The organism is Neomesorhizobium albiziae (assembly GCF_900114255.1).
GTDB classification, from domain to species: Bacteria; Pseudomonadota; Alphaproteobacteria; order Rhizobiales; family Rhizobiaceae; genus Neomesorhizobium; species Neomesorhizobium albiziae.
Genome location: NZ_FOSL01000012.1, coordinates 67521 through 93223 on the forward strand (window position 1 = coordinate 67521; position 25703 = coordinate 93223).

At 62.3% G+C, this 25703-nt stretch carries 31 protein-coding genes; 23 read left to right on the top strand and 8 right to left on the bottom strand.

Annotated features, from left to right (window positions below; all coding sequences use genetic code 11):
* Nucleotides 1–33: 33 nt before the first annotated feature.
* Nucleotides 34–267 carry a hypothetical protein gene (locus F3H98_RS18685; protein ID WP_149761807.1) on the top strand — a complete coding sequence of 78 codons (234 nt, stop codon included), beginning with the start codon at nucleotides 34–36 and terminating at the stop codon, nucleotides 265–267.
* On the opposite strand, the gene dprA is transcribed toward F3H98_RS18685, so the two are convergent.
* Genes dprA through F3H98_RS18705 form a run of 4 tightly spaced genes read right to left on the bottom strand, consistent with a single transcriptional unit; the run spans nucleotide 199 to nucleotide 4176 of the window.
* Nucleotides 199–1341 carry a DNA-processing protein DprA gene (gene dprA / locus F3H98_RS18690; protein ID WP_149761809.1) on the bottom strand — a complete coding sequence of 381 codons (1143 nt, stop codon included), beginning with the start codon at nucleotides 1339–1341 and terminating at the stop codon, nucleotides 199–201. The genes F3H98_RS18685 and dprA overlap by 69 nt on opposite strands.
* Nucleotides 1338–1919 (bottom strand): glycerol-3-phosphate 1-O-acyltransferase PlsY, encoded by a 582-nt coding sequence (gene plsY / locus F3H98_RS18695; RefSeq protein WP_149761811.1) that lies wholly within the window; start codon nucleotides 1917–1919, stop codon nucleotides 1338–1340. Before plsY ends, dprA begins: the two co-directional genes overlap by 4 nt.
* 11 nt (nucleotides 1920–1930) lie before the next feature.
* The gene (locus F3H98_RS18700; RefSeq protein ID WP_149761813.1) at nucleotides 1931–3217 is read right to left on the bottom strand and encodes a dihydroorotase; all 1287 of its coding nucleotides are present in this window, start codon (nucleotides 3215–3217) and stop codon (nucleotides 1931–1933) included.
* On the bottom strand, nucleotides 3214–4176 hold the full coding sequence (locus F3H98_RS18705; RefSeq protein ID WP_149761816.1) for an aspartate carbamoyltransferase catalytic subunit: 963 nt from the start codon (nucleotides 4174–4176) through the stop codon (nucleotides 3214–3216). The genes F3H98_RS18700 and F3H98_RS18705 overlap by 4 nt, the downstream gene beginning before the upstream one ends.
* Nucleotides 4177–4336: 160 nt before the next feature.
* On the opposite strand from F3H98_RS18705, the gene F3H98_RS18710 reads away from it, so the two are divergent.
* From F3H98_RS18710 to F3H98_RS18720, 3 genes are all read left to right on the top strand, one after another.
* The gene (locus F3H98_RS18710; protein WP_149761818.1) at nucleotides 4337–5965 is read left to right on the top strand and encodes a DNA alkylation response protein; all 1629 of its coding nucleotides are present in this window, start codon (nucleotides 4337–4339) and stop codon (nucleotides 5963–5965) included.
* A 95-nt stretch (nucleotides 5966–6060) separates the two neighbouring features.
* Entirely contained in the window at nucleotides 6061–6300 is a 240-nt protein-coding gene (locus F3H98_RS18715; protein WP_149761820.1) for a type II toxin-antitoxin system VapB family antitoxin, read from the top strand.
* Nucleotides 6300–6731, top strand: a complete 432-nt coding sequence (locus tag F3H98_RS18720; protein WP_149761822.1) for a type II toxin-antitoxin system VapC family toxin — start codon at nucleotides 6300–6302, stop codon at nucleotides 6729–6731. Before F3H98_RS18715 ends, F3H98_RS18720 begins: the two co-directional genes overlap by 1 nt.
* Before the next feature lie 36 nt (nucleotides 6732–6767).
* Here F3H98_RS18720 and F3H98_RS18725 read toward each other — a convergent pair whose 3' ends face one another.
* Nucleotides 6768–7706 (bottom strand): AEC family transporter, encoded by a 939-nt coding sequence (locus F3H98_RS18725; protein ID WP_149761824.1) that lies wholly within the window; start codon nucleotides 7704–7706, stop codon nucleotides 6768–6770.
* 290 nt (nucleotides 7707–7996) lie between these two features.
* Here F3H98_RS18725 and F3H98_RS18730 point away from each other — a divergent pair, with 290 nt between their 5' ends.
* On the top strand, nucleotides 7997–8308 hold the full coding sequence (locus F3H98_RS18730) for a DUF6105 family protein (protein WP_149761826.1): 312 nt from the start codon (nucleotides 7997–7999) through the stop codon (nucleotides 8306–8308).
* Here F3H98_RS18730 and ruvX read toward each other — a convergent pair.
* On the bottom strand, nucleotides 8275–8760 hold the full coding sequence (ruvX, locus tag F3H98_RS18735; RefSeq protein WP_149761828.1) for a Holliday junction resolvase RuvX: 486 nt from the start codon (nucleotides 8758–8760) through the stop codon (nucleotides 8275–8277). The genes F3H98_RS18730 and ruvX overlap by 34 nt on opposite strands.
* Nucleotides 8761–8837: 77 nt before the next feature.
* Between ruvX and F3H98_RS18740 the strand changes: the two genes are divergently transcribed.
* The 7 genes from F3H98_RS18740 to F3H98_RS18770 all read left to right on the top strand — a co-directional run bounded on the left by F3H98_RS18740 (nucleotide 8838) and on the right by F3H98_RS18770 (nucleotide 14128).
* A complete protein-coding gene (locus F3H98_RS18740) occupies nucleotides 8838–9545 on the top strand; it encodes a metal-dependent hydrolase (RefSeq protein WP_149761829.1) in 708 nt (235 codons plus the stop codon).
* 225 nt (nucleotides 9546–9770) lie between these two features.
* Nucleotides 9771–10058: an Asp-tRNA(Asn)/Glu-tRNA(Gln) amidotransferase subunit GatC gene (gatC, locus tag F3H98_RS18745; RefSeq protein ID WP_149761831.1), complete on the top strand. Its 288-nt coding sequence runs from the start codon at nucleotides 9771–9773 to the stop codon at nucleotides 10056–10058.
* Nucleotides 10059–10061: 3 nt separating this feature from the next.
* On the top strand, nucleotides 10062–10529 hold the full coding sequence (locus F3H98_RS18750) for a GNAT family N-acetyltransferase (protein WP_149761833.1): 468 nt from the start codon (nucleotides 10062–10064) through the stop codon (nucleotides 10527–10529).
* Nucleotides 10529–12094, top strand: a complete 1566-nt coding sequence (locus tag F3H98_RS18755; RefSeq protein ID WP_149761835.1) for an amidase — start codon at nucleotides 10529–10531, stop codon at nucleotides 12092–12094. Before F3H98_RS18750 ends, F3H98_RS18755 begins: the two co-directional genes overlap by 1 nt.
* A 7-nt stretch (nucleotides 12095–12101) precedes the next feature.
* Nucleotides 12102–12611: a Panacea domain-containing protein gene (locus tag F3H98_RS18760; RefSeq protein ID WP_188130462.1), complete on the top strand. Its 510-nt coding sequence runs from the start codon at nucleotides 12102–12104 to the stop codon at nucleotides 12609–12611.
* 14 nt (nucleotides 12612–12625) lie between these two features.
* A complete protein-coding gene (locus F3H98_RS18765; RefSeq protein ID WP_149761839.1) occupies nucleotides 12626–13321 on the top strand; it encodes a hypothetical protein in 696 nt (231 codons plus the stop codon).
* Between the two features lie 9 nt (nucleotides 13322–13330).
* Nucleotides 13331–14128 (top strand): YdcF family protein, encoded by a 798-nt coding sequence (locus tag F3H98_RS18770; RefSeq protein WP_149761841.1) that lies wholly within the window; start codon nucleotides 13331–13333, stop codon nucleotides 14126–14128.
* On the opposite strand, the gene F3H98_RS18775 is transcribed toward F3H98_RS18770, so the two are convergent.
* Nucleotides 14080–14832, bottom strand: a complete 753-nt coding sequence (locus F3H98_RS18775; protein WP_149761843.1) for a DUF599 domain-containing protein — start codon at nucleotides 14830–14832, stop codon at nucleotides 14080–14082. The two genes, F3H98_RS18770 and F3H98_RS18775, sit on opposite strands and share 49 nt — an antisense overlap.
* Nucleotides 14833–15091: 259 nt before the next feature.
* On the opposite strand from F3H98_RS18775, the gene F3H98_RS18780 reads away from it, so the two are divergent.
* From F3H98_RS18780 to F3H98_RS18805, 6 genes are all read left to right on the top strand, one after another.
* Nucleotides 15092–16495 (top strand): L-serine ammonia-lyase, encoded by a 1404-nt coding sequence (locus F3H98_RS18780; protein ID WP_149761845.1) that lies wholly within the window; start codon nucleotides 15092–15094, stop codon nucleotides 16493–16495.
* A gap of 40 nt (nucleotides 16496–16535) precedes the next feature.
* Nucleotides 16536–16796 carry a type II toxin-antitoxin system HicA family toxin gene (locus F3H98_RS18785; protein ID WP_149761847.1) on the top strand — a complete coding sequence of 87 codons (261 nt, stop codon included), beginning with the start codon at nucleotides 16536–16538 and terminating at the stop codon, nucleotides 16794–16796.
* Nucleotides 16793–17131 carry a type II toxin-antitoxin system HicB family antitoxin gene (locus F3H98_RS31825; protein ID WP_149761849.1) on the top strand — a complete coding sequence of 113 codons (339 nt, stop codon included), beginning with the start codon at nucleotides 16793–16795 and terminating at the stop codon, nucleotides 17129–17131. The genes F3H98_RS18785 and F3H98_RS31825 overlap by 4 nt, the downstream gene beginning before the upstream one ends.
* Nucleotides 17132–17195: 64 nt before the next feature.
* Nucleotides 17196–17633, top strand: coding sequence for a DUF1489 family protein (locus F3H98_RS18795; RefSeq protein WP_149761851.1), 438 nt, complete (start codon nucleotides 17196–17198; stop codon nucleotides 17631–17633).
* Between the two features lie 78 nt (nucleotides 17634–17711).
* The gene (locus F3H98_RS18800; RefSeq protein WP_149761950.1) at nucleotides 17712–18449 is read left to right on the top strand and encodes a VWA domain-containing protein; all 738 of its coding nucleotides are present in this window, start codon (nucleotides 17712–17714) and stop codon (nucleotides 18447–18449) included.
* The gene (locus F3H98_RS18805; RefSeq protein WP_149761853.1) at nucleotides 18446–19141 is read left to right on the top strand and encodes a DnaJ domain-containing protein; all 696 of its coding nucleotides are present in this window, start codon (nucleotides 18446–18448) and stop codon (nucleotides 19139–19141) included. Before F3H98_RS18800 ends, F3H98_RS18805 begins: the two co-directional genes overlap by 4 nt.
* A 45-nt stretch (nucleotides 19142–19186) precedes the next feature.
* Here F3H98_RS18805 and F3H98_RS18810 read toward each other — a convergent pair whose 3' ends face one another.
* On the bottom strand, nucleotides 19187–20584 hold the full coding sequence (locus tag F3H98_RS18810) for a D-alanyl-D-alanine carboxypeptidase family protein (protein WP_244621787.1): 1398 nt from the start codon (nucleotides 20582–20584) through the stop codon (nucleotides 19187–19189).
* A 297-nt stretch (nucleotides 20585–20881) separates the two neighbouring features.
* On the opposite strand from F3H98_RS18810, the gene F3H98_RS18815 reads away from it, so the two are divergent.
* The 5 genes from F3H98_RS18815 (at nucleotide 20882) to F3H98_RS18835 (ending at nucleotide 25702) form a co-directional block, all read left to right on the top strand.
* Nucleotides 20882–21211, top strand: a complete 330-nt coding sequence (locus tag F3H98_RS18815) for a phasin family protein (RefSeq protein ID WP_149761855.1) — start codon at nucleotides 20882–20884, stop codon at nucleotides 21209–21211.
* Between the two features lie 248 nt (nucleotides 21212–21459).
* Nucleotides 21460–21810 carry an ATP-dependent Clp protease adapter ClpS gene (gene clpS / locus F3H98_RS18820; protein ID WP_188130463.1) on the top strand — a complete coding sequence of 117 codons (351 nt, stop codon included), beginning with the start codon at nucleotides 21460–21462 and terminating at the stop codon, nucleotides 21808–21810.
* A 6-nt stretch (nucleotides 21811–21816) separates the two neighbouring features.
* On the top strand, nucleotides 21817–24291 hold the full coding sequence (gene clpA, locus F3H98_RS18825; RefSeq protein WP_149761857.1) for an ATP-dependent Clp protease ATP-binding subunit ClpA: 2475 nt from the start codon (nucleotides 21817–21819) through the stop codon (nucleotides 24289–24291).
* 320 nt (nucleotides 24292–24611) lie between these two features.
* Nucleotides 24612–25355 carry an AzlC family ABC transporter permease gene (locus F3H98_RS18830; RefSeq protein WP_149761859.1) on the top strand — a complete coding sequence of 248 codons (744 nt, stop codon included), beginning with the start codon at nucleotides 24612–24614 and terminating at the stop codon, nucleotides 25353–25355.
* Nucleotides 25352–25702 (top strand): AzlD domain-containing protein, encoded by a 351-nt coding sequence (locus tag F3H98_RS18835; RefSeq protein ID WP_149761861.1) that lies wholly within the window; start codon nucleotides 25352–25354, stop codon nucleotides 25700–25702. The genes F3H98_RS18830 and F3H98_RS18835 overlap by 4 nt, the downstream gene beginning before the upstream one ends.
* The last annotated feature ends 1 nt before the right edge of the window (nucleotide 25703 follow it).

Sequence of the window (25703 nt, forward strand, 5' to 3'; positions counted from 1 at the left end):
AAAATTGTGCAGCCGCGAGGAGGTCTTTGCACCATGCGCCCCGAGGCAATGAAGCGGCGAACCGACACGCTCGACTATCTCCAGCAAATGCTCGGCGAACTGCGAACCATGGCCGAGGCCGGGCGCTACGATATGCTCGCTTATCTCATCGAGATGGCCTACATCGAGGCGAGTGACATCATCCGTGGCCAGCGGCCTTCACGAATCCAGGGCGAGCAGGGAGACCGAACCGCCCGCGTGCCGCTCAAGCCGCCCCGCAAGATCTAGCTCCAGAAGGATCATGAACACTTGCGCCGGATGAAGGCCGGTGTGGCGAATGATTTCGTCGACACCGACCGGCACCGGCCCCAGTGCCTCGATCACGCTTGCCCGGTCGTTGTCTTGCGGTGGCGAGGTCGCGGAAAAGTCCGGCGGCTCATGCAGCGCAAGCGGCGGCGGCGAGGGCTGGCCAATGAGGGGCGCGATCTGCTCGATCACGTCGCGCGCGTCGGTCACCAGTACGGCGCCATCCTTCAGCAGCCCGTTGGTGCCGGCGGCGCGCGGATCGAGCGGCGATCCAGGTACCGCGAAAACCAAGCGCCCCATCTCGCCAGCAAGCCGCGCGCTGATCAGCGACCCGGAACGTTGTGCGGCTTCCACGACGACGAGCCCCAGCGCCAGGCCGGCGACGATGCGGTTGCGGCGCGGAAAGTCTCTTGGGCGCGGCTCCCAGCCAAACGGCATTTCGGAGATCACGGCGCCGCCGCGTTCCGCGATTTCATTGCAGAGTTCGACATTTTCCGGCGGGTAGGGTTGGTCGAGGCCGCCGGCCAGTACGGCAACCGTGCCGGTGCCGAGCGCACCCTGATGGGATGCCGTGTCGATGCCGCGCGCGAGACCTGAAATTATGGCGTAGCCGTCGCGCCCGAGATCGGCGGCCAGCATCCGCGCCATCTTTATTCCGGCGAGCGAGGCATTGCGCGCGCCGACGATCGCCACAGGGGGCAGCCTGAACACCGCGGCGGCGCCTTTTACGGCGATGAGCGGCGGCGGGTGGTCCATCCGCCTGAGATAGGGCGGATAATCAGCCTCGCCGATGGCGATGAAGCGGGCGTCCTGCTTGCGGGCAGCTTCCAGTTCGGCTTCCGCCTGAGCGACTGTCGGGATACGAACAAGGCGCTGCGCTCCACCCGACACGGTCAGTTCGGGCAATATTTCGAGCGCGGCTTCCGCCGAGCCGAAACGGTTGATCAGGTCGCGGAACGTCGCCGGGCCGACATTTTCCGTGCGGATCAGCCGCAGCCAGTTGATCCGTTGCCGGTCGCTGAGGCGGGGGGCGCCTGCGGCCGGATCGTCGGTCATCCCTTCGACCCGATACGGGATTCGGTGCCGGCCATCAGCCGCGAAATGTTGGCGCGGTGTTTGATGATGACGATCACCGTCATCACGGCGAAGACGACGGCGTAATCCTGGTAGCCCATCAAGAGCAGCGCAATGGGCGCCACCACCGCTGCGACCAAAGCGGCAAGCGAGGAGTAGCGGAAAAGCACGGCGACCGCGATCCACACCGCAGCAAAAACCAGCGCCACTTTCCACATCAATCCCGCGAGAACGCCGATATAGGTGGCGACGCCCTTGCCGCCCTTGAATCCCAACCAGACCGGAAAGAGGTGGCCGAGAAAGGCGAAGAAGCCGGCAGCAAGGGCAAAGTCCGGGCCGAACATGCCGGCGATCAGCACCGCGGCGGTGCCTTTCAGGCCATCGAGAAGCAGCGTCAGCGCGGCAAGCTTCTTGTTGCCGGTCCTGAGAACGTTGGTCGCGCCGATGTTGCCGGAGCCGATCTTGCGCACGTCGCCCAGTCCGGCGGCATGCGTGATCACCAGCCCGAACGGGATCGACCCGAGCACATAGCCGAACAGCGCGGCCACCAGATAGTTCATAATTCCCCCCGTCAGACGGAGAATACTGTGCGGCCCGCAACCATTGTTTGCAAGACCCTGCCTTGCATCCGGGCGCCCTCGAAACAGGTGTTTTTCGAGCGCGAGCGGATTTCCTTTTCGGTCACCAGCCATGGCTCGTCGAGATCGACCAGTACAAGATCGGCGGGAGCGCCGGGCTTCAACGTCCCGCCGGGCAGGCCGAACAGTTTTGCCGGTGCTGTCGACAGCACCTCAACCACCCGCAACAGCGGGAGCTCTTCATTGTGATAGAGCCGCAAGGCTGCGCCGAGCAGCGTTTCCAGCCCGATGGCGCCGGCGGCGGCGTCGGCGAAGGGCAGTCGCTTGGTGTCGACATCCTGCGGGTCGTGCGAGGACACGATGATGTCGACGGTGCCGTCCTTCAGCGCGGCGATCATCGCCAGGCGGTCGTCCTCGTTGCGCAGCGGCGGGGCCAGCCTGAAGAATGTCCGGTATTCGCCGATGTCATTTTCGTTGAGCGACAGGTTGTTGATCGACACGCCGGCGGTCACGGTGGCGCCATCGTCCTTGGCGCGGGAGACGGCGGCGGCGGAAAGCGCGGTCGAGATCTTTGCCGCGTGATAGTTACCGCCGGTCAGTCGCGCCAGCATCAGGTCGCGCTCGAGCGGTATGGCTTCCGCCTCGCGTGGAATGCCGGGCAGGCCGAGCCAGCTTGCGTAAAGCCCTTCATTCATGACGCCGGAGGACGCGAGGTCGGCATCCTCCGTCTCGTGCACGATCAGCGCGCCGAAATCGCGCGCATAGGTCAGCGCCCGCCGTATCACCAGCGGGTTGGCGATCGTGTGGCGGCCGTCGGTGAATGCGACAGCGCCGGCCTGGCGGAGCAGGCCGAACTCCGTCATCTCCTCGCCGGCGAGCCGCCTGGTGATGGCGGCAGCCGGGAATACGTTCACCGAAGCTGTTTCGCGTGCGGTACGCATCACGAACTCGACCAGCGCGATATCGTCGATCACCGGGTCGGTGTCGGGCATCATGACGATGGAGGTGACGCCGCCGGCAGCGGCCGCGTGGCTCGCCGATGCGATGGTCTCGCGATGCTCGGCGCCGGGTTCGCCAACAAAGACGCGGCCATCGACGAGGCCGGGAATGATCGCCTTGCCAGCGCAATCGACGATTTCGGCGCCTTCCGGACGGCCCTGGTTGCGCGCACCGGCCCCGGCGGCGGCAATTTTCTTACCCTCGACGATGACGGTGCCTTTTTCATCGATGCCGCGCGACGGATCGACGATCCGGGCGTTTTCGAAAACCGTTACGCTCATGCCTTGCCGCCCGCGTTGCGGCGCGGATCGAGCAGCGCCTCCATCACCGCCATGCGCACGGCGACCCCCATTTCGACCTGTTCCTGGATGACGCTCTGCGGCCCGTCGGCGATTTCCGAGGCTATCTCGACGCCACGGTTCATCGGCCCGGGATGCATGACCAGCGCATCCTCCTTGGCCGCCTTCAGCTTTTCCGCGTCGAGCCCGAAATAGCGGAAATACTCGCGCACCGAGGGCACGAAGGCGCCCGACATGCGCTCGCGCTGCAGGCGCAGCATCATGACGACGTCGGCGTCTTTCAATCCTTCGGCCATCGACCGCGCGACGATGACGCCCATCCTTTCGATGCCGGAGGGCAGCAAGGTCGACGGCGCCACCACCCGGACCTGCGCGCCGAGCGCGTTGAGCAAAATGATGTTGGAGCGCGCGACGCGCGAATGCAGGATGTCACCGCAGATCGCCACGATTAGCTTCGCCAGCGGCCCCTTGGCGCGGCGGATGGTAAGTGCGTCGAGCAGCGCCTGCGTCGGGTGCTCATGCGCGCCATCGCCGGCGTTCACCACCGAACAGCCGACCTTCTGGGCCAGCAGCGCCGCCGCGCCCGCCGACTGGTGGCGGATGATCAGAATGTCGGGCCGCATGGCGTTGAGCGTCATCGCCGTGTCGATCAGCGTTTCGCCCTTCTTTACCGACGAACTGGCCACCGACATGTTCATCACGTCGGCGCCGAGCCTTTTGCCTGCGAGCTCGAACGACGATTGCGTGCGGGTGGACGCTTCATAGAAAAGGTTGATCTGGGTGCGGCCGCGAAGCGTGGTCGTCTTCTTTTCCGACTGGCGCGAGATCGACACGGCGGCGTCCGCGCGATCGAGCAGTAGTTCGATGTCGGGGGGTAAAAGATCGCCGATGCCGAGCAGATGGCGGTGGGGGAAAAGCGGCAGGGACAAGGCTTCGATCATCTCAAGGCGCTGCTATAGGCTGCACGCCCTGCCACGGCAAGACGCGGCTTTGGAAAGCCACAATTCTTTAATCGCGCTTCCTGTATGGGCTGGGCTATAAAGCCGCCGTGGCGCTTCGGAATCGCACCGCTCGCCTTCGCGTATGAGATAAGGAATCGGCGTGACGCACGAGGTTACCAACCAGCCGCCGCTGCTTGCCGGCACCAATGCCTGGCGCGGCGACCCGCTGCTGATCCAGCTTGCCGAGGACTTTTCCGAACCGGTCCGCAAGGAACTGGACGGGCTCGGGCGTTTCGTCATGAGCAACGAGGCGCAGGAGCTGGCGCGCCTTGCCAACACCGACACGCCGAAGCTCAAGACGCATGACCGGCAGGGCCGCCGCATCGATCTGGTCGAGTTTCATCCGGCCTACCATGCGCTGATGCGGCGCTCCATCGCCAACGGTCTGCATTCCTCGGTGTGGGAGAACGGCGCTGCCGAGACCAATCGGCGCCATCAGGCCCGCGCCGCACGCTTCTATCTCACCGCCGAGCTCGAATGCGGGCACCTTTGCCCCATCACCATGACCAGCGCCTCGCTTGCCGCGCTGATGGCGAGCCCGAAGCTGTTTCGCGAATGGGCGCCGCGCGTTACCACCCGCAAATACGACCAGTCGCAGAAGCCACCGGTCGAAAAGACCGGACTGACGCTCGGCATGGGAATGACCGAGAAGCAGGGCGGCACGGATGTTCGCGCCAATTCGACGCGCGCCGAGCGTGCGGGCAACGGATTTTATCGCCTGACGGGCCACAAATGGTTCATGTCGGCGCCGATGTCCGACGCGTTCCTGGTGCTGGGTCAGGTTCCGGAGGGGCTTTCCTGTTTCCTGGTGCCGCGCATTCTGGGCGACGGGTCGGGCAACGGCTTCCGCTTCCAGCGCCTGAAGGACAAGCTCGGCAACCGCTCCAACGCATCGTCGGAGGTCGAGTTCGTCAACGCTATCGGCGAGATGGTCGGCGAACCCGGCGCCGGGGTGAAGACGATCATGGACATGGTGACGCTGACCAGGCTGGATTGCGCGGTTGCTTCCTCGGCGATCATGCGCGCCGGCCTTGCCGAAGCTGTCAACCACACCCGCTACCGTCAAGTGTTCGGCGCGCCGCTGATCGACCAGCCGCTGATGCAGCGGGTGCTGGCCGACATGGCGCTTGATGTCGCCGCGGCCACGGCCCTGTCCTTCCGGCTTGCCCGGTCGTTCGACGAGGCTGCCGCCAGCCGGGGCGAGGCGGCTTTTGCCCGCGCCATGACCCCGGTGGTGAAGTACTGGGTCTGCAAGATCGCGCCGCCGCTGCTCTACGAGGCGATGGAATGCCTGGGTGGCAACGGTTACGTCGAAGAGGCTCCGCTTGCCCGCTTTTATCGCGAGGCGCCGGTCAATGCGATCTGGGAAGGCTCAGGCAATGTGATGGCGCTCGACGTGCTGCGCGTGCTCGGCCGCGGCCCGGCGCTGTTCGATGAGGTTCTCGCCGGTATCGAGCGCGATCTCGGGCCGGCCGGGCAGGGCACGATCGGCGTGCTGCGTGCAGCGATGCAGGTGGCCTCGTCCGACGAAGGTTCGGCCCGTATCCTGACCGAGCAGCTGGCGCTGGCTGCCGCTGCAGCCGAATTGCGGCGGCTGGGGGCAGGGCGCATTGCCGATGCCTTCATCGAAACCCGCCTGGCCGGCCAGTGGCGCGGCACCTACGGAATGCTCGATGCGCGTCATGATGCGCGGCTGATTGTCGATACGCTTTATCCCGCGCTCAACTGAGCCACTTCGGGCAAGGCTGTTTTCTGCTGGGCTCTTGGATCGCTTGTCATCGCGTGTAGGCGTTGTTATCTTTACGTCTACACAGGAGTGTGGTCATGCCGCTCAACATTCGTAGCGAAGAGGTGAATGAGCTCGCCGAAAGGCTTGCCGCACGCAAGCAGTTGAACAAGACGGCGGCCGTCAAGCTGGCGCTGGAAAACGAACTGCGCCGTGCCGAAGAAGCGATCCCCCTTTGGGAGCGCCTGCGACCATTGCGCGAAAAGGTCGCCGCCTATCCCGATACCGGGCTTGCAGCGGACAAGGCATTTTTTGACGATCTCGCCGGTGACTACTGATGTTTGTAGATGCGTCGGCGATCATTGCCATCATGACAGATGAGCCGGAGGCGGAGAGCCTCGCGGCGTTGCTTGATGGGGCTCGCATTCCAGGCTCGGTCACATCGGTGGTGGCCGCGTGGGAGGCAGCGGTCGGCCTGTTCCGCAAGAAACGCATCCCGATGGCCGAAGCTGCGGCGCGGGTGCAGGAGTTTCTCGCGACAGCCGAAATTCGGGTGCTGCCCGTTTCGACTGATGAGTTGAGCGCTGCGCTGCAGGCTTTCGATCGCTATGGGCGACACCGCTACCCGGACGCCGACCGCAACAACGCGCTCAATCTTGCCGATTGTTTTCACTATGCAGCCGCGAAATCCAACGGGGTGCCGATCCTGACCAAGGATGCGGGTTTTGCGCTGACCGATATCGCAACCGCAGGCGCCAGAACTGCTTGAACGAAGCGCGGATGCGCGGCTGATCGTCTATACGCTTTATCCCGCGCTCAACTGAGCGGTTATGGCCAACACCGCAGGAATCGTCAGGAAGGAAAGGGCGGTCTGCAGCGTCGTCACCGCCGCATAAAGCTCCGCGTCACCGCCGAGCTGACGCGCCAGCAGATAACCGTTCATCGCAGTCGGAACCGCCCCGCATAGCGCGAGGTAACTCAACTGGACGCCGGTGACGCCGAACGCCATGGCCACCCCGACCAGCAGCGCCGGGAATAAAGCAAGCTTGAGCACCGTCGGCAGCCAGATCGCGAACCGAAGCCGCACCAGATCGCCGGGCTTGAGGCTGGCGCCGATGGCGATGAGCCCCATGCCGAGCGCTGCCCGGCCGGCAAGATCGATCGTCTCGTTGAGCGGCGCGTAGAGGCCGAACGGCATGGCGCGCATGACGATTGCCGCGAGCATCGCCAGAATCAGCGGATTTGTTGCAATGTTCCAGCCGACCTGGCGCCAGTTTGCCGATCGGTCGGCAAAACGCGTGACGACGTATGTCGATGCAATGTTGAGCGGAATGATGATGACCAGCATCACCAGCGCCACCACCGCCATTCCCGCCGGCAGGAAAATTTTCTGGGCCACCGCCAGTGCGATGAAGCTGTTCCAGCGCACCGTCGTCTGAAAGACCGACGAGAACTCGCGTTCCCGCACCAGCCCGGTTCGCGCCAAGAGCGGCCACAGCGCGTAGGTGAGGGCACACATCAGCGCCACCGAGACCAGCAGCGCCGCCATCATTTCGTCGAGCTGCAGCCCGGTGAAATCGGCGTTCACGATGGTGACGAACAGAAGCGCCGGGTAGAGGAACCAGTAGCCCAGCTGGTCGAGACCCGGCCATGCCGCGGGAATGATCAGCGGCAACCGGCGCAGCAGATTGCCGGCAAGAATCAGCAGGAAGATCGGCAGGATGCTTTCGAAGATCGGGAGCATGGGTCCGCATGGCCATTGGTACGCATGCGACCGCTTAGGTTGCGATTCGTGCGCTGTAAACCGCCCACCGGTCGCTTCCTGTCGACCCAGCGTCCTTTCTGTGCACAAGGCTTTCGAAAATTAACCTTAACGAATGGTTTCATTTGCCGAGGTGCCTCGAGCGCCCCAATGTCTTTTCTCAAAGGCAAGGGATTCCATGCGCCACGCTCTCACGTCCTTCCCGGCTTTTCACTGGCTGGTCATTTTCGCGCTCGACCTTGCCGGCGACAATTCCGGCGAGAGTCGCTGACATGCGCTATCTGATTGCCCTGTGGGTCGCGCCGCTGGCTCTCTTCTGGGGCTGGTATTTCCTGTCGCTCAACGACATCAATTTCGGCTATGTAATGCTCAGCCGCCAGCTGCACGATCTGGTTTTCCAGCTCTATGGCGAGATGCTCGGCATCGATCCCGCCACGATTCCCGGCCTGCTGGCCAAGGCCTGCGTATTCGACACGTTCCTGGTTGGATGCCTGATCGCCTTCCGCCGGCGCAAGGCGATTGCCGCCTGGCTGCGCGCGCAACGGGAGCACTATTCCGGCGAGCGCGCCCCGCGCATCACCTGAAGACGGTCGAGCACCCCCTGCAGGATGAAGGCGGCCGCGGCCGAATCGATCTTGCCGGCGCGTTTCTTCCTGGAAAAATCCATCTCGATGAGCGTCCGTTCGGCCGCCACGGTCGACAGCCGCTCGTCCCAGAACAAAAATGGCAGATCGGTCATTTTGGCGATGTTGCGCACGAAGGCGCGCGACGCCTGGGCGCGGGGGCCTTCGCTCCCGTCCATGTTGACCGGCAGGCCGATCGCCACGGCGCCGGTATTTTCCCCGGCAAGCAGCGACAACAGTGCGGCCGCGTCCAGCGAAAACTTCTTGCGCATGATGACCGGCCGGGGGTGCGCGAAAGACAGGCCCCGGTCGGAGACCGCGACGCCGATCGTCTTGTCGCCGAGATCGAGGCCGGCAAGCGTCTTGCCGCCCGCCAGATGACCGGGCAATTCTTCGATGCTGACGATGGCCAAATGAACGGCCTTCCCTTTTGACTTGACTGCCTGGCGTTCTATCCTTCGATGGACAGAAAATCGAGGAGACCGTTTCGATGAAGATCACCTGGTACGGGCATTCCGCATTCCGCGTCGATGCGGGTGGCGCCAAAATCCTGATCGACCCCTACCTCACCGACAACCCGTCATGGGGAAAACCCTGGGAGGGACCGGCCGAGGGTGTGACACACGTGCTCCTCACCCACGGTCATGGCGACCATGTCGGCAATGCCGCCGACATACTAAAGAAGACCGGCGCCATGCTGGTCGCCAATTTCGAGGTCTGCATGTACCTGGTCGGCCAGGGCGTCAGCGACAAGAAGATCAACCCGGGCAATACCGGCGGCACGGTCGATTGCGGCGGTTTCACCACGACTTTCGTCCAGGCCCAGCACTCTTCGTCCATGGCCGGCGACGGCGGCTCCAATGTCTATCTCGGCAACCCGCTGGGGCTGGTGCTGCATTTCCCCAACGACAAGACACTTTATCATATGGGCGACACCGACATCTTCTCCGACATGGCGCTGATTAACGAACTGCACGAGCCGAAGATCGGCCTCGTGCCCATCGGCGACCGCTTCACCATGGGTGGCGCGGTGGCAGCTCTTGCCTGCCGCCGCTTCTTCAAATTCGAGACCGTGTTGCCTTGCCACTATGGCACGTTCGGCATCATCGACCAGAACGCCGACAAGTTTGTCGCGGGAATGGAAGGCTCGGGTGTCGATGTCAAGGTGCCGAAGGTTGGCGGAAGTGTCGATCTATGATGCCGGAAGATCCATTAATTTCATTGTTTTGAAGCTGGTTGTTGCTGCGTCGGCGCCGGGGGTGAGGCCGATCCGGCCGAAGTGAGCGCCTGCGGCCAAACAGGGTCGCAGGCGCGGTCATTTTCCTTGAGGACGCCGTGCCGTCGATGAGGCGCAGGCCGTCATCCATGTTGCGCTGTCGCCGCCACGCCGGTATAGCGCGATCTTCAATTTCCGGAGCAATCCATGTCTGTCGATATCGCCACCGTAAAGCGCGTCGCGCACCTTGCCCGCATCGCCGTCTCCGAAGAGGACGCCGAACGCATGACCGGCGAGTTGAACGTCATCCTGGGCTTCGTCGAGCAATTGAACGAAGTCGACGTTTCCGGTGTCGAGCCGATGACCTCCGTCATCCCGATGGACATGAAGAAGCGGCAGGATGCCGTCACCGACGGCGACAAGCCGAGCGATATCGTCGCCAACGCTCCGGCCACCCAGGAGAACTTCTTCCTCGTGCCGAAAGTGGTGGAGTAGGCCGTGACTGTCGCAATAGCGATCGAAAGCCCCTTGCAGGACGATGTGCGCACGATGGTGGCTGCGCTGAACGCGCATATGATCCCGTTGACGCCGCGAGAGTTCCAGTTCCAGCTCACGGTCGAACAGATGGCCGAGCCTGCGGTGACCCTGTTTGTGGCGCGCGGTCCCGACGGGCGTCCCGTCGGCATGGGCGCACTTAAAGACCACGGCGACGGGATTGGCGAGGTCAAGCGCATGTTCACCTTGCCCGAGGTGCGCGGCCAGCGTGTCGGATCCCAGTTGTTGCAGTCGATCGAGGCGCTTGCACGCGACAAGGGCGTCACGAGGCTGGTCCTCGAAACGGGCGAGGCTGCGGGCTTCGAGCCGGCCTACCGCGTCTATGAACGCGGCGGGTTCGAGGTCTGCGGCGCCGTGCTCGACTATCCCGATTCCGGTTATTCCCGCTTTTATGAAAAGAAACTCGCCTGATGACCGACCTCACCAATCTGACGATTTCGGAAGCGCGCACCAAGCTGCGTGCAAAAGAGATTACCGCGGCTGAACTCACCGATGCCTATCTCTGCGCGATCGACAGCGCCAACGGGTCGCTGAACGCCTATGTCGCGGTGACGCATGACCAAGCCCGCGCCATGGCAAAGGCTTCCGACGAGCGTCTTGCCAACAATTCCGGCGGCGCACTGGAAGGCATTCCGCTCGGTATCAAGGACCTCTTCGGGACCGAAGGCGTGCACACCCAGGCCTGCAGCCATGTGCTCGACGGCTTCAAGCCGCGTTACGAATCGACGGTCACCGCCAATCTGTGGGCCGACGGCGCGGTGATGCTTGGCAAGCTCAACATGGATGAGTTCGCCATGGGCTCGTCCAACGAGACATCCTACTACGGCCCGGTCATCAATCCGTGGCGGCGCTCGCGCGCGACCACCATCGTGCGGCCCGTCACCCATACGGGCGATGCGGCCTTCGTCTCCGATGGCGGCGTTCGCACCGAACGCACGCTGGACAATATGCAACTCGTGCCCGGCGGTTCTTCCGGCGGCTCGGCGGCGGCGGTTTCGGCTTTCCTGTGCGCCGGCGCCACGGCGACCGATACCGGCGGGTCGATTCGCCAGCCGGCGGCTTTCACCGGCACGGTCGGCATCAAGCCGACCTACGGCCGCTGCTCGCGCTGGGGCATTGTTGCGTTCGCCTCGTCGCTCGACCAGGCCGGACCGATCACCCGCGACGTGCGCGACAGCGCCATCATGTTGAAGTCGATGGCTTCGGTCGATGCAAAAGACACCACCTCGGTCGACCGTCCGGTGCCGGATTACGAAGCCGCCTTGGGACAGTCGATCCGTGGCATGAAGGTCGGCATCCCCAGGGAATATCGTGTCGACGGCATGCCGGACGATATCGAGGCGCTGTGGCAGAAAGGCATTGCCTGGCTGAAGGATGCCGGCGCTGAAATCGTCGACATCTCGCTGCCGCATACGAAATACGCGTTGCCGGCCTACTACATCGTGGCGCCGGCGGAAGCCTCGTCCAACCTCGCCCGCTACGATGGCGTCCGCTACGGCCTGCGCGTGCCCGGCAAGGACATCATCGACATGTATGAAAAGACCCGCGCCGCCGGATTCGGCCGCGAGGTCAAGCGCCGTATCATGATCGGCACGTACGTGCTCTCCGCCGGCTACTACGACGCCTACTATCTGCAGGCGCAGAAGGTGCGCACCCTGATCAAGCGCGACTTCGAGCAGGTATTCGCCGCCGGCGTCGATACCATCCTGACGCCGGCGACCCCCTCGGCCGCCTTCGGCGTCGCCGACGAGGACATGGCCGCGGATCCCGTCAAAATGTACCTCAACGACATTTTCACGGTGACGGTGAACATGGCCGGCCTGCCGGGCATCGCCGTGCCGGCCGGGCTCGACGAAAAGGGTCTGCCGCTCGGCTTGCAGCTCATCGGCCGTCCCTTCGACGAGGAGACCCTGTACCGCGCCGGCCATGTGATCGAACAGGCTGCCGGCCGCTTCGCGCCGCAGAAGTGGTGGTAGAACTGTTGTGCCCTACGATGCGCGCGAGATTGCGAATTTCTTTGTAGACCGAGCAGGTGAGACCGGCTTGCCGCTCACTCACTTAAGCCTTCAGAAGATTCTTTTTTTTGCGCATGCGTGGCACTTAGCAAAATATAACGCCCCATTAATTGGTCAACGCTTTGAAGCTTGGAAGCATGGTCCGGTTGTTCGGGTGGTTTATGATCAATTGAAGGTTTATAAGGATAAAGAAATATCCAGTAGATTAACGAAGATTGATGTAACAACTGGCATTATGTCTTTTGCAAGATATGATTTAAACTCAAATTTGATGAAGTTTTTAGAAAATATATTCGACTATTACGCAAAGTTTGATGCTGGAAAGCTCGTTGACCTGACTCACGAAGAGGCCGGGCCGTGGGAAAAGGTGTGGAAAAGTGGCTTGGATGGCGCGGTTGTAGGCATGTACATCCCCGATGAATCAATTAGGTTATGGATTCTACGCGAGGGAGGACGCGGAAGCTTAATACGCCATTGAGCGGAGGAGTTTGAATGCGGCATGCCCCCTCGGTACCGGAAATAGTTCGCGTAGATACGTCATCTCTCAACAGTGCAGTCGCGCATCTAATTTCGGCTTTAGAGCCGACAGGTGGCAATTTTAACTACCTGGATGGAACCAAGAGAGTTCGTAGTGCTCACAAAGGTCTACATGATCTGAAAGCATTGATGTCGGCCTCGCCGTCTCGTGCAAAGATGGTTGGGCATGCTCACAATATGGATGTTGTCAGGCTTGCTGCTCCCAATGCATTCGGCCGAAAAACCTCTGTTTTCAATCTGCCTCCGCGTAAGCTTCCTTATGGTGGGGATAGGCTCGCCTCTTACAGACTTCCGTTCTTCTTTGTAGAGGAGGGGTCTGTGAAAGGTTATTTTCTACAACCCAGGAAGAATACTCATTTTACGACAGAGCAATATGGACTTATGGCAACTGTTGTAAAACGAAATTTGCTCGATACAGAGTTCTACGGCGAGCGTGTAGAATTTGAGGTGGTCGACGTATCACGAAAGGTAAACGACAACGAGCGTAGCTTGTCTGTTTATACACTGTCGGAGCTTCAACTTTGGTCTGAAGCCGATGTTGCTCAACATTTTCGTGTTGTTGCGGCTGCGCTGAATATAATAGAAGATGAGCAGCTTGTTAAGAAAGTAAGGAGGCCGCTACGTGACAAGGAACTGCCTCTCTTCGACTAAATTTCATTCATGTTTTTCTACCTCTCGAAAATTTTCTGGTTTTTCGCCCAGCCGCTGAATTTTTCGATTTTCCTGGTCATCGCGAGTTTGCTGGCGGTCTTTTTCGGCCGCCGGCGTCTCGCGCTGACAAGCCTGTCGGCGGCGTTCCTTATCCTCGCCCTCTCGGCATGGACGTCGCTTGCCCCGCTCCTGATGCATCCGCTCGAAGACCGATTTCCGCGCCCTGCGAGCCTTCCGGAAAAGGTTGACGGCATCGTCGTGCTTGGCGGCGGCTTCGAGGGAGCCGTCAACCTTGCCCGCGGCGGCTACGAACTGAACGGTTCCGGCGATCGCTTTGTCGAGACAGCCGTGCTGGCGCGGCGTTTCCCCGATGCGAAAATTCTGATCTCGGGAGGAACCGGCTCGATGCTGCTGGAGGGTGAGGAGGATGCAAACACCGCGTTCCGCTTGCTTGTAGCACTCGGTGTGGCGCCGGAGCGGCTGATCCTCGAAAGCAAGTCCCGCAACACCGCCGAGAATGCACAGTTCTCGAAGGAACTCGTCAATCCGCAAGCCGGCGAAACGTGGCTGCTGGTCACCTCGGCCTTCCACATGCCGCGCTCGGTCGGGCTGTTCCGCAAGGTGGATTTCCCGGTAATTCCGTGGCCGACAGACTATCGCACCACAGGCAGGGAGGGCGTCGCCCTGTTCACCGACAACCAAACCGACGCCCTGCAGAACACCACATTGGCGATCCGCGAATGGATGGGCCTTGTAGCCTATTGGTTGTCGGGCCGCATCGATACGCCGCTGCCGGGACCGGTTTGAGCCGGAGCTTGCGCCAGCACCGCGGCGCGCGCGGCTGAAAAGAACTGCCGGCGTATCAGGACAGCCAAAAGCAGCAGCGTGGTCAACGCGAAGACGCCGGCGTTCACGAACCAACCGAGATAGGCAATGGAGAAGAAGATGCCTTGCAAGCCGGCGGCGAAATGCTTGCCGGCCAGGATGTTCATCTTGGCCGCTCGCACGACCGCCGCTTCCGTCTCGGCGTCGTTTGTCGCCTCGTCACGCGTCACCGGCACCGCGCCGATCAGGATCGAGCAGTAGTTGAACAGCCGGTAAGACCAGCCGAACTTGAAAAACGCATGAGCAAGCAGGACGACCAGGCCCAGCACCTTGGTTTCGAACAGGCCTCGCGACGTCGAGCCGATGTAGGGCATGTCGGAAAGCACTGTAAGAACCCGCTCGCTCGCACCAAGCAGCGCAAAGCAGCCGCCGATGGCGAAAATCGAGCTGGAGGCGAAGAATGCCGTACCCTGCTGCAGCCCGATCATGATCGATGTGTCGATCATGCGCAGCTCGCGCCGCGCCATCGTGCGCATCCAGGCCTCGCGCTGGGCATTCATCGCTGTCGTCAGCGATACGCGGCTGAACAATTTGCCGTCGGCGGCCAGCGCAAAAAACGCCCATACCAGGAGAAAGAAGGCGAGAGCCGCCAGGTCGTTGCCGGAGAGAATGAAAGAATCGCCCATCAGGCGATTTTATCACAGGCCGCCACGGCGCAGCAGGCACCGGAAAGGCGCTACATCTTGAGTGCGTGCATTCGCACGGCACTGATCCCATATCGTGGTTTCCCGCTGCCGGAAGGATTTCCTTTGACTTCAGGCAGTGGCCATGTCGTTTGCAGCGCACCGGAAGTCGGCCCGCGCGAAGCGGCCAGGTCCGAAATGACGGAAACATCACTTAAAATGCGATACCGTGCGCCAATCCACGGTCCGGAGCTTGCAGCGCGTGTTCCTTTCGGTCTTCGACCTGTTCAAAATCGGCATCGGGCCGTCGAGCTCCCATACGATGGGCCCGATGACGGCCGCCTCTCGCTTCCTCGCAGAAGTCGCCGGGGATGACTGGCCGCGCCCGGCCGGCGTCAAGGTCGACAGGCTGGGCGCTAGCCTGCATGGTTCGCTCGCCTATACCGGCGTCGGCCACGGCACCGACCGCGCTGTCATCCTGGGCCTGACCGGCGAGACGCCCATAACCGTCGATCCCGACAAGGCCGATGCACAGGTGGAAAAGGTCAAGGCCGAGAAACGGGTCTCGCCGCCAGGCCACCCCGGTTACAATTTCGATCCTGCGGTCGACCTCGTGCTCGACAAGAAGACGCCGCTGCTGGGCCACGCCAATGGCATGGCGTTTTATGCCTACGATGCCGCCGGCCGGCTGCTGCTAAAGCGCATCTATTATTCGATCGGTGGCGGTTTCGTCGTTTCGGAGGAAGAGTTGCAGCGCATGAAAACCCGCGGATCGGTGACGACCGAGGGCAAGAAGGTCCCGTATCCATTCAAGAACGCCGTCGAGATGCTGCGCATGGCAGACAAGAGCGGCCTTTCGATCGCCGAAATGAAACGGATCAACGAAGAAACCCACATGACGCGCGAGGAGCTCGACCAGGGGCTTGACCATATTTGGAGCGCGATGAAGGGCTGCATCGATCGCGGGCTGTCGCAGGACGGCATCATGCCGGGCGGCCTGAAGGTTCGCCGCCGCGCCCGCCAGTTGCATGACAAGCTTCAGGAACAATGGCAGCAGAACAGGCCGAACCCGCTGCTGGCCAACGACTGGCTGTCGATCTACGCGATGGCGGTCAACGAGGAAAACGCCGCCGGCGGCCGCGTCGTCACCGCACCGACCAATGGCGCGGCCGGAACGCTGCCTGCCGTGCTTCGCTACTGGCTGCATTTCCACCCCGAGGCCGACCAGGCGGGCATCCGCGACTTTCTGCTAACGGCCGCCGCCGTCGGCGGCATCATCAAGACCAATGCCTCGATCTCCGGCGCTGAAGTTGGCTGCCAGGGCGAGGTGGGTTCGGCATCGGCGATGGCCGCGGCCGGCCTCTGCGCGGTGATGGGTGGCACACCGGAACAGGTCGAAAACGCGGCCGAGATCGCACTGGAACACCATCTTGGCATGACCTGCGACCCGGTCGGCGGGCTCGTGCAGGTGCCGTGCATCGAGCGCAACGCGCTGGGCGCGGTGAAGGCGGTTACCGCCGCATCCCTCGCCATCAAGGGCGACGGCAAGCATTTCGTGCCGCTCGATGCGGCAATAGAGACGATGCGCCAGACCGGCGTCGACATGAACGAGAAGTACAAGGAAACCAGCCAGGGCGGCCTGGCGGTCAACGTCGTCGAGTGTTGATTTCCTTGTCTCTGGTACCATTTTGTGGTACTGAATGAGGATGAGCCTCAAGCGCAGGCACCGGATCACACTCGCACAATTGTTCTCTCGTCCGGTGAGCGGGTCAATCCGGTGGGCCGACATAGAGGCCCTTTTCGTCGCTTTAGGAGCTGACGTTAGCGAGCGTGAGGGTTCGCGTGTTGGTGTTTTCCTGTTCGGGGAAGTGCGGGTGTTTCACCGTCCCCACCCGTCCCCGGACACAGACAAGGGTGCGGTTGCAAGCATCAGAAAATGGCTGGAGGGCCATGGAGTGAAGCCATGAAGAATGTCATTGACGTTGAAGGCCACAAGGCGGTTCTTACATTCGATCCCGAACTCGGGATGATCAGGGGCGAGTTTCTGGGCCTTGCCGGCGGTGCCGATTTTTATGCTGTGAGCGTCGAAGGATTGCTTGTCGAGGGACGCAAATCCCTTCAAGTCTTTCTCGATTTGTGTGCCGAAAAGGGTGTCGAACCGTTTCGCGAATTCTCCGGCAGGTTCAATGTGCGCCTCGATCCAAAAACCCATGAAGCGGCTGTGATTGCCGCTGCCGCGGAAAACAAGAGCTTGAACGAATGGGTGGCAGAGGTGATCGAGACCGCTGCCCAGGCAGCCTGATTGCAGCCTGTGGAGAAACTGCTTCTCAGTTGACCTCGGCCCTGGCCGCGCTAATGCTCATTGAATGGCCCTGAACCTCATCAAACTGTGCGTCGGCTGCGACAGCGTCGAAGACCTGGAAGAGTGGATCGCCTTCCGGCTAGACGAGCGCAAGCGCGCCGGCGAGCCGGTCGAGCAATGGCACACCACACGTATGGTGCCGACCCGCGCGGCGGAACTCACCGACGGTGGCTCGCTCTATTGGGTCATCAAGGGCAGCGTGCAGTGCCGCCAGCGGCTGGTCGATATCCGCCCTTTCGTCGACGGCGAGGGCATCTCGCGCTGCCATCTCGTGCTGGACCCGGTGGTCATGCGCACCGAGTGGCAGCCGCGCCGTCCCTTCCAGGGCTGGCGTTACCTAAAGCCCAATGAGGCGCCCGCCGATCTCGGCCAGGGCCGCACGGGTTGGGCCGAAATGCCGCCCAAGCTGCGGCAAGAACTGGCCGAACTCGGGCTTCTCTGAGCACGCTGGCCGCCTGGCCGCTGGGTCTTCCGCAGGACGGGCTTGCAAGCATCCGCAAGACGCCACATGTTGAAGTGGATGAGCGACAAGAAGCCGCCCGCGCCCCTCGAAACCGACAAGCCGCCGGCAACGCAAAAATCCGGCGCCAGCGAGATTGATGCGTTCCTGCGCCAGGCGCGCGCGATGGCGCCTTTGTCGGGCAACGGTTCGGGCCGCCTGGTGCTGGCGCTCGACGCCACGATGAGCCGGCAGCCGACCTGGGATCTCGCCTGCAAGCTCCAGGCCGAAATGTTCGACGCCGTCGCCAAGGCCGGGTCGCTGAAAGTCCAGCTGGTCTATTTCCGTGGGTTTGGCGAGTGCCGGGCATCGAAATTCGTCAGCGACACCGCCGCGCTGAAGGAGTTGATGGTTCGCATCGACTGCCGCGGCGGCAACACCCAGATCGGCAAAGTGTTTTCCCACGCCCTCGCCGAAACCGGGCGGGAAAAGATAAATGCGCTCATCTACATCGGCGACGCGATGGAGGAGCCAATCGACGACCTTGCCGAGAAAGCCGGAAACCTCGGCCTGCGCGGCGTTCCGGTCTTCCTGTTCCAAGAAGGCCGTGACGCCATCGCCGAACATGCGTTCAAGGAATTCGCCCGCCTGTCGAAGGGTGCGTGGTTCCGTTTCGACCGCAATTCGGCGGCCGCACTTGCGAAACTTCTTTCGGCGGTTGCCGTTTTCGCGACCGGCGGGCTCAAGGCGCTGGAGGCGCGCGGCCGTCCCGAAGACCATATGATGATCGAGCACCTCAAGGGTGGCAGGGCAGGATGACCGTCGTCTTCTACAGCCTGGCCGGGCTTCTCGCGGTCCTGCTCGTCGGCACGGCCTTTCTCCGCAGCAACCCCGCGCGGCTGGCCGAGACGCTGCGCATCAGCGGGCCGCTACTGCTGGCGATCGCTGGAGGGTTGCTGGTGATTACCGGCCGGGCAGGGATTGGCGGCATGCTTTTGTCCGGGGCGGCTGCCTGGTACGCCTCGAACAAGGTGCGCCGGACGGCGCAGAAGACACCGGGCAAGCGCTCGACCGTCAGAACAGCGGTGCTTGAGATGGAACTCGACCACGATACGGGTGGGCTGGAAGGGCTGGTTCTTGCGGGCCGTTACGAGGGCCGTGCGCTCGGCGCCATGTCAAAGGAGCAGCTGATCGAATTGCTGCGGGAACTGTCGTCGGATTCAGAGAGCAGGCAGCTACTGGAGACCTATCTTGACGGCCGGTTTCCCGTCTGGCGAGAAGACGCGAAGGCGAATGACGGCGACCGGCAACGTGTTGCGCCAGGTTCGGGCGCCATGACTAAGGAGGAGGCCTACGAGATCCTTGGTCTTGAAACGGGCGCCAGTGCGGCGGATGTCCGCAAGGCGCATCGCCGCCTGATGCAGCGCCTGCACCCCGATCTCGGCGGCTCCTCTTTCCTGGCGACGCGTATCAACGAAGCCAAGGACGTCCTTCTCTCTGATCACCACTAACTCTCCTTCGACTGACTACACTTCCCGGAGGTCGATCGGCCTGACTTATTGCTGAACCGCGTAGCAGGAGATCTTCTTCTTCTTCAGCGCGGCGCATGCGTCCCATGCGGCGGTCTTCGAACCGAAGCCGCCGAACCGGGCACGGTAGTAGGTGGTACCGTCCTTCACATAAGGAACCGTGAAGGGCGACGCGGAGGCAACAGCCTTGGGGGCCTGCTTGGTCGTCTTGGCGAGGAAGCCCTGCGCTTCGGCTTCGCTCGGCGAGGAGGCGACCTGCACGGCCCACCCTTCCGGCGCGGTGGACGAGGTGCTGATGGGGTCGACGGTCACCTCGGCCTGCGGGCGCGGCGCGGCTTTCGGCTGGGGCGCGGGCTCCACGGCGGCATAGGCCTGCACGATCGGCGCGGTCGTCTCCTCGATCACGGTTTCTTGGGCGGCCATCTGCTGGCTCTCGGCTTCCTGAACCTCTTCCTCGCTGAGCGCCACGATCACATCGGGACGGGCCTCAGGCGTCGGCGCCTTGCGCTTCGGCAAGATGGCGGATGCGAGCGCGGCGATCGGCGAATCTCCGCCCCTGGCGATCAATGGGCCGCCGCCGCGGGTCGAGGCCTTCGGCAGGTATTTCTTGATCAACTCGGCCATCCGCGCATCGCGGGAGCGGCCCGACTGGCCGCCCATCACGACGGCGACGATGCGGCGGTCGCCGTCCGATACCGAAGACACCAGGTTGAAACCGGATGCGCGGGTATAGCCGGTCTTGATGCCGTCGACGCCGGCGACACGGCCAAGCAGGCGATTGTGGTTGGCAATGCGTGTCTTGCCGTAGGTGAAGGAGCGGACCGAGAATACCTTGTAGTATTGCGGAAAATGCTCGCGCAGCGCGATGCCGAGCACCGACATGTCGCGCGCCGTTGTCTTCTGCGCGGCGTCGGGCAGGCCGTGGGCGTTCTGGAAAGTGGTGCCGCTCATGCCGAGGCGACGCGCCTTAGCCGTCATCATGCGCGCGAAGTTCTGGCGCGATCCGCCGATCAGTTCAGCCAGCGCGGTCGCAGAATCGTTGGCCGAGCGGGTCACCAGCGAATAGATCGCGGTCTCGACGGTCACCGAGTTTCCGGCCTTCACACCGAGCTTGGTCGGCGCCTCGGCCGCCGCCTGCGCGGAGAAGGGCACGCGGCTCGACATCGATAGCTTGCCGGAGTTGAGCGCCTCGAACACCAGGTAGAGCGTCATCATCTTGGTCAGCGAGGCGGGATAGCGAGGCGCGTCCGCATTCTCGGAAAACAGCGTCTTGCCGGTGTTGGCGTCGACCACGATCGCCGCGGATTTCGCCGCGCTCGCACCGGTCGCGGCGCAAAGTGTCATCGCGACGGCCACGATGCCGGCCAGAATTGATTTGAAAGGGGATACCGGAAAGGTCGAAAAGCCTGCCCACGCCTGACGCACTGTTATTTCCTTTGAATTTTACTGCACCCGGAGGCGGCAAAGGTTCCCTGCCTCGCATTCGGACAAACCCTAAGCGAACGACGTTACCAATCCGTTTATGGTAACCGCCGCGTTCATAAATTTGTTCGGTCTTTAGGCGCAATTTACTCAAAATCCGGCGTCTTGCGCCGCGGATGCCGGGGGCGTCGCCATCCTCGATCACGATTTCGGCATTGACTTTTTGTGCAGCGCACAATAGAAAAATTGCATTGCACAATGGCGTGCTCATCATCCCACTTTTTGAAAAGGGACATGCACATGACGCAGACGTTCGAAGATGCCGGCAAATTCGGCAAGGAATTCATGGACAACGGCCTGAAGAGCTTCGCTTCGCTGTCGAAGGGTTTCCAGGCGATCGCCGTCGAGGCGACCGAGTACACCAAGAAGTCCTTCGAGACCGGCAGCGCCGCGCTCGAGAAGCTGGTCGCCGCCAAGTCGCTGGAAAAGGCGATCGAAGTGCAGACCGACTACGCGAAGACGGCCTATGAGGCCTTCGTAGCCCAGGCGACCAAGATCGGCGAACTCTACGCCGAAGTCGCCAAGGACGCCTACAAGCCGTTCGAATCGATTGTCGCCAAGGCGAAGTAATTTTCCAAAAATGGCGGGGGTGCGGGTCTTTTGATCCGCAAGCCAACCCGGCTGCGTTGCGCAGCCGGGTTTTTTCATGCCTTGAATCGCTGTGTTGTTCACGATTGTGCCAAAACACGCGCTTTGCCAAACGCTTCATATTGTCAGCGCTAAAGAAGGCCTTAAAATCCCTTGGTGAGTTCCCTACATGCGCAACTCATCAGGTTGCGACGAGAGGAAGGAAAAGCTTGATCGTTGGTGGGGATGCCATGCACCAGGGCGCGGCACGAATGCAGAATGGCGATGAAGGCGGCAACGGCCCAGGCCGCGGCACCGCAGTCATCACGCGCACCAAACCGAAAACCAAGAAGCCAAGCCTTTATCGCGTTCTCATCCTCAACGACGACTACACGCCTATGGAGTTTGTGGTTCACGTGCTGGAACGCTTTTTCCAGAAGGACCGCGAGGCTGCGACCCGCATCATGCTCCATGTCCACAATCACGGAGTGGGCGAATGCGGGGTCTATACATTCGAAGTGGCCGAGACCAAAGTGTCCCAGGTCATGGATTTTGCCCGTCAGCACCAGCATCCGCTGCAATGCGTGATGGAAAAGAAGTGAGGTAAAATGCCGGCTTTCTCGCAAGGCTTGGAAAAGGCGCTGCATCAGGCGCTTACCCTTGCCAATGAGCGTCACCATGAATACGCAACGCTCGAACATCTGCTCCTGGCCCTCATCGACGACAGCGACGCCGCCGCCGTCATGCGCGCCTGCAATGTCGATCTCGACGAACTCAAGCAAACTGTGCTCACCTACATCGACACGGAACTCGACAACCTCGTCACCGGCTACGACGAGGATTCCAAACCCACCGCCGGCTTCCAGCGCGTCATCCAGCGCGCCGTGATCCACGTCCAGTCTTCCGGCCGCGAGGAAGTATCCGGCGCCAACGTGCTCGTTGCCATCTTCGCAGAGCGCGAAAGCCATGCCGCCTATTTCCTACAGGAACAGCAGATGACCCGCTACGACGCGGTCAACTACATCTCGCACGGCATAGCCAAGCGCCCCGGCGCCAGCGAAACGCGAGCGCCGCGCGGCGCCGAGGAAGACCAGCCCGGTTCTTCCGGTGGCGATTCCTCGGAAGAGGGCGGCAAGAAGAAGCAGCAGCAGGACGCATTGACCGCCTATTGCGTCGACCTCAACAAAAAGGCCAAGGCCGGCCGCATCGATCCGCTGATCGGTCGCGAGCCTGAGATCAACCGCACCATCCAGGTGTTGTGCCGCCGCTCCAAGAACAACCCGCTCTATGTCGGCGATCCCGGCGTCGGCAAGACGGCGATCGCCGAGGGCCTGGCAAAGCGCATCGTCGAGGGCGAGGTGCCGGAAGTGCTGGCAAACGCCACCATCTTTGCGCTCGACATGGGCACGCTTCTGGCCGGCACCCGTTATCGCGGCGATTTCGAGGAACGGCTGAAGCAGGTCGTCAAGGAGCTCGAGGATTATCCGGGCGCCATCCTCTTCATCGACGAGATACACACCGTCATCGGCGCCGGCGCCACGTCCGGCGGCGCGATGGACGCCTCCAACCTGCTCAAGCCGGCGCTTTCGTCCGGTTTGATTCGCTGCATTGGTTCAACCACTTACAAGGAGTTCCGCCAGTTCTTCGAGAAGGATCGCGCGCTGGTGCGCCGGTTCCAGAAGATCGATGTTAACGAGCCGACCGTGGATGACGCCATCGCCATCATGAAGGGGCTGAAGCCTTACTTCGAGGAATTCCACAAGGTGAAATACACCAACGACGCCATCAAGGCGGCGGTGGAGCTTTCGGCCCGCTACATCAACGACCGCAAGCTGCCGGACAAGGCGATCGACGTGATCGACGAGACCGGCGCCTCGCAGATGCTTTTGCCCGAGCCGAAGCGCAAGAAGACGATCAGCGTCAAGGAAATCGAGGCGACCGTCGCCACCATGGCGCGCATCCCGCCGAAAACGGTTTCGGCCGACGACGAGAAGGTGCTGGCCGGTCTCGAGGTCGAGCTGAAGCGTGTCGTCTATGGCCAGGATACGGCGATCACCGCGCTGTCGTCGGCGATCAAGCTGGCGCGTGCCGGCCTCCGGGAACCGGAGAAGCCGATTGGCTCCTACCTGTTCTCCGGCCCGACCGGCGTCGGCAAGACCGAAGTGGCAAAGCAACTCGCGGCGTCGCTCGGCGTCGAACTCCTGCGCTTCGACATGTCGGAATACATGGAGCGCCATACGGTCAGCCGGCTGATCGGCGCACCTCCGGGCTATGTCGGCTTCGACCAGGGCGGCCTTCTGACCGACGGCGTCGACCAGCATCCGCACTGTGTGCTGTTGCTCGACGAGGTGGAAAAGGCTCATCCCGACCTGTTCAACATCCTGTTGCAGGTCATGGATCACGGCAAGCTGACCGACCACAACGGCAAGCAGATCGACTTCCGCAACGTCATTCTCATCATGACGACGAATGCGGGCGCGTCGGATGCGCAGCGCGCGGCGATCGGCTTCGGTTCGACGAAGCGCGAAGGCGACGATGTCGAGGCGATCAACCGGCTGTTCACGCCGGAGTTCCGCAACCGTCTCGACGCGATCATTCCGTTCGGTTCGCTGCCGGTTCCGGTCGTGCATCAGGTCGTCCAGAAGTTCGTCATGCAGCTGGAGGCGCAGCTTTCGGAGCGCGGCGTCACCTTCGACCTGTCGCCGGAAGCCATCGCGTGGCTTGCCGACAAGGGTTACGACGAGCGCATGGGCGCGCGGCCGCTTGGCCGCGTCATACAGGAGCACATCAAGAAGCCGCTCGCCGAGGAAGTGCTGTTCGGCAAGCTCAAGAAGGGCGGCACGGTGCGCGTGACGGTCGAGAAGAAGGAGACCGGCGAGACCGGCCTGAAGCTCGAATCGCTCGCCGACGAGGTGCCGGTGAAGCCCAAGAAGGAAGAGCCGAAGAAGGATCCGGCTCCCCGCAAGCCGGTGGCGAAAAAGGCTGTCGCGAAAAAGACAAGTACGCCGAAGGCCAAGGATACACCGTCCGGCAAGGACGGTGGCAAGCGCAGCCTGGTGCCGCAATTGCCGCGCAAGAGCTGACGTCGCCCGCGATTATGAAAAAGGCCCCGGAAACGGGGCCTTTTGTTTTGGAGCGGTTCGTGACCGAGCCGGACAGGTCGTCATCCCCAGCGGGCAGGGCGCGCCGACACCAAACGTGTTTGATAGCTTGCAGCCATTGCGATGGATTCGAGGTGAGGGATGCTTTCGTCCGATGCCGAGCTTTTTGCGTCGCCGTTGCGGTGAGCCTGTGCTAGAGCGTTGGACCGTAGAGCTGCGTAGCGGCTTTCGAAAAATCCGGTGCGTAACAAATAGGCGTAGCGATTCAGTCCGAGCGTGCGCCGCTCCAGTCGCGAATGCCGATGCCTAACGATACCGCTTTCCTGTCCGATCCTGTCCTGCACCGCCGCACCTGGTATCTGCGTGGCGTCCGCGCGTCGTTTTCCATTCCTGGCCTTATTTTGGCCAGCGCCTTCGTCGGTTTTGCCGGGCTTGCCAGGGAAGCCGGACTGACACTTGCCGAGACCGTCTTCATGACCGGGGTGGTCTGGGCGCTTCCCGCAAAAGTCGTGCTGGTCGGCGCCATCCTGTCGGGAGCGTCGCTGCCGGCGGCGGCGTTTGCGGTTGCGCTGTCATCGGTGCGCCTGATGCCGATGGTCGTGGCGCTGGTGCCGGAAATGCGCAACGAGCGCACGCCGAAATGGGTGCTCTACCTGCTTTCCCATTTCGTCGCCGTCACCTCGTGGGTCCTGGCCATGGAAAACCTGCGCCACGTGCCACGCAGCATGCGCACCAGCTACTACGCCGGCCTCGGTTCGACGCTGGTGGTGGTCAACATGGTCGTCGTCGGGATCGTCTTCCAGATCGCGGGCGCGCTGCCGCCCAGCGCTTCGGCGGCATTGCTCCTGCTCACGCCGATCTACTTCCTGACCTCGCTGTGGGGTTCGGCGCGTGAGCGGGCAGGGCACGTCGCCATGATCCTCGGCCTGTTCCTCGGCCCCGTCTTCCATGTCCTGCTGCCGGGGTTCGACCTGCTCGCCGCGGGCCTGATCGGCGGTTTCGCCGCCTATGGCTTCCATCGCTTGCGGCGGAGGAAGACGCAATGACCTTCGATGCGATCGAAACCTGGTGGTGGCCGTTCCTGTTCATCCTCATCGCCGGCTGGCTCGCGACAGATGCCTGGCGTTTTCTCGGCGTCTATCTCGGCGGCCGCATTTCGGAAGACTCCGACCTTATCGTGCTGGTGCGCACCGTTGCCACGGCCCTGGTCGCGGCCGTCATCGGAAACCTGATCGTCTTCCCGAGCGGTGCGCTTGCCGATACTTCGCTGGCGCTACGGCTGGCTGCTGCCCTGATCGGTTTCCTCGCATATCTCTGGATCGGCAGGAAAGTCCTGGTCGGCATCGCCGTGTCTGAGGCTGTTCTGATCGCCGGGATGGTTCTGGGGCTCTGAG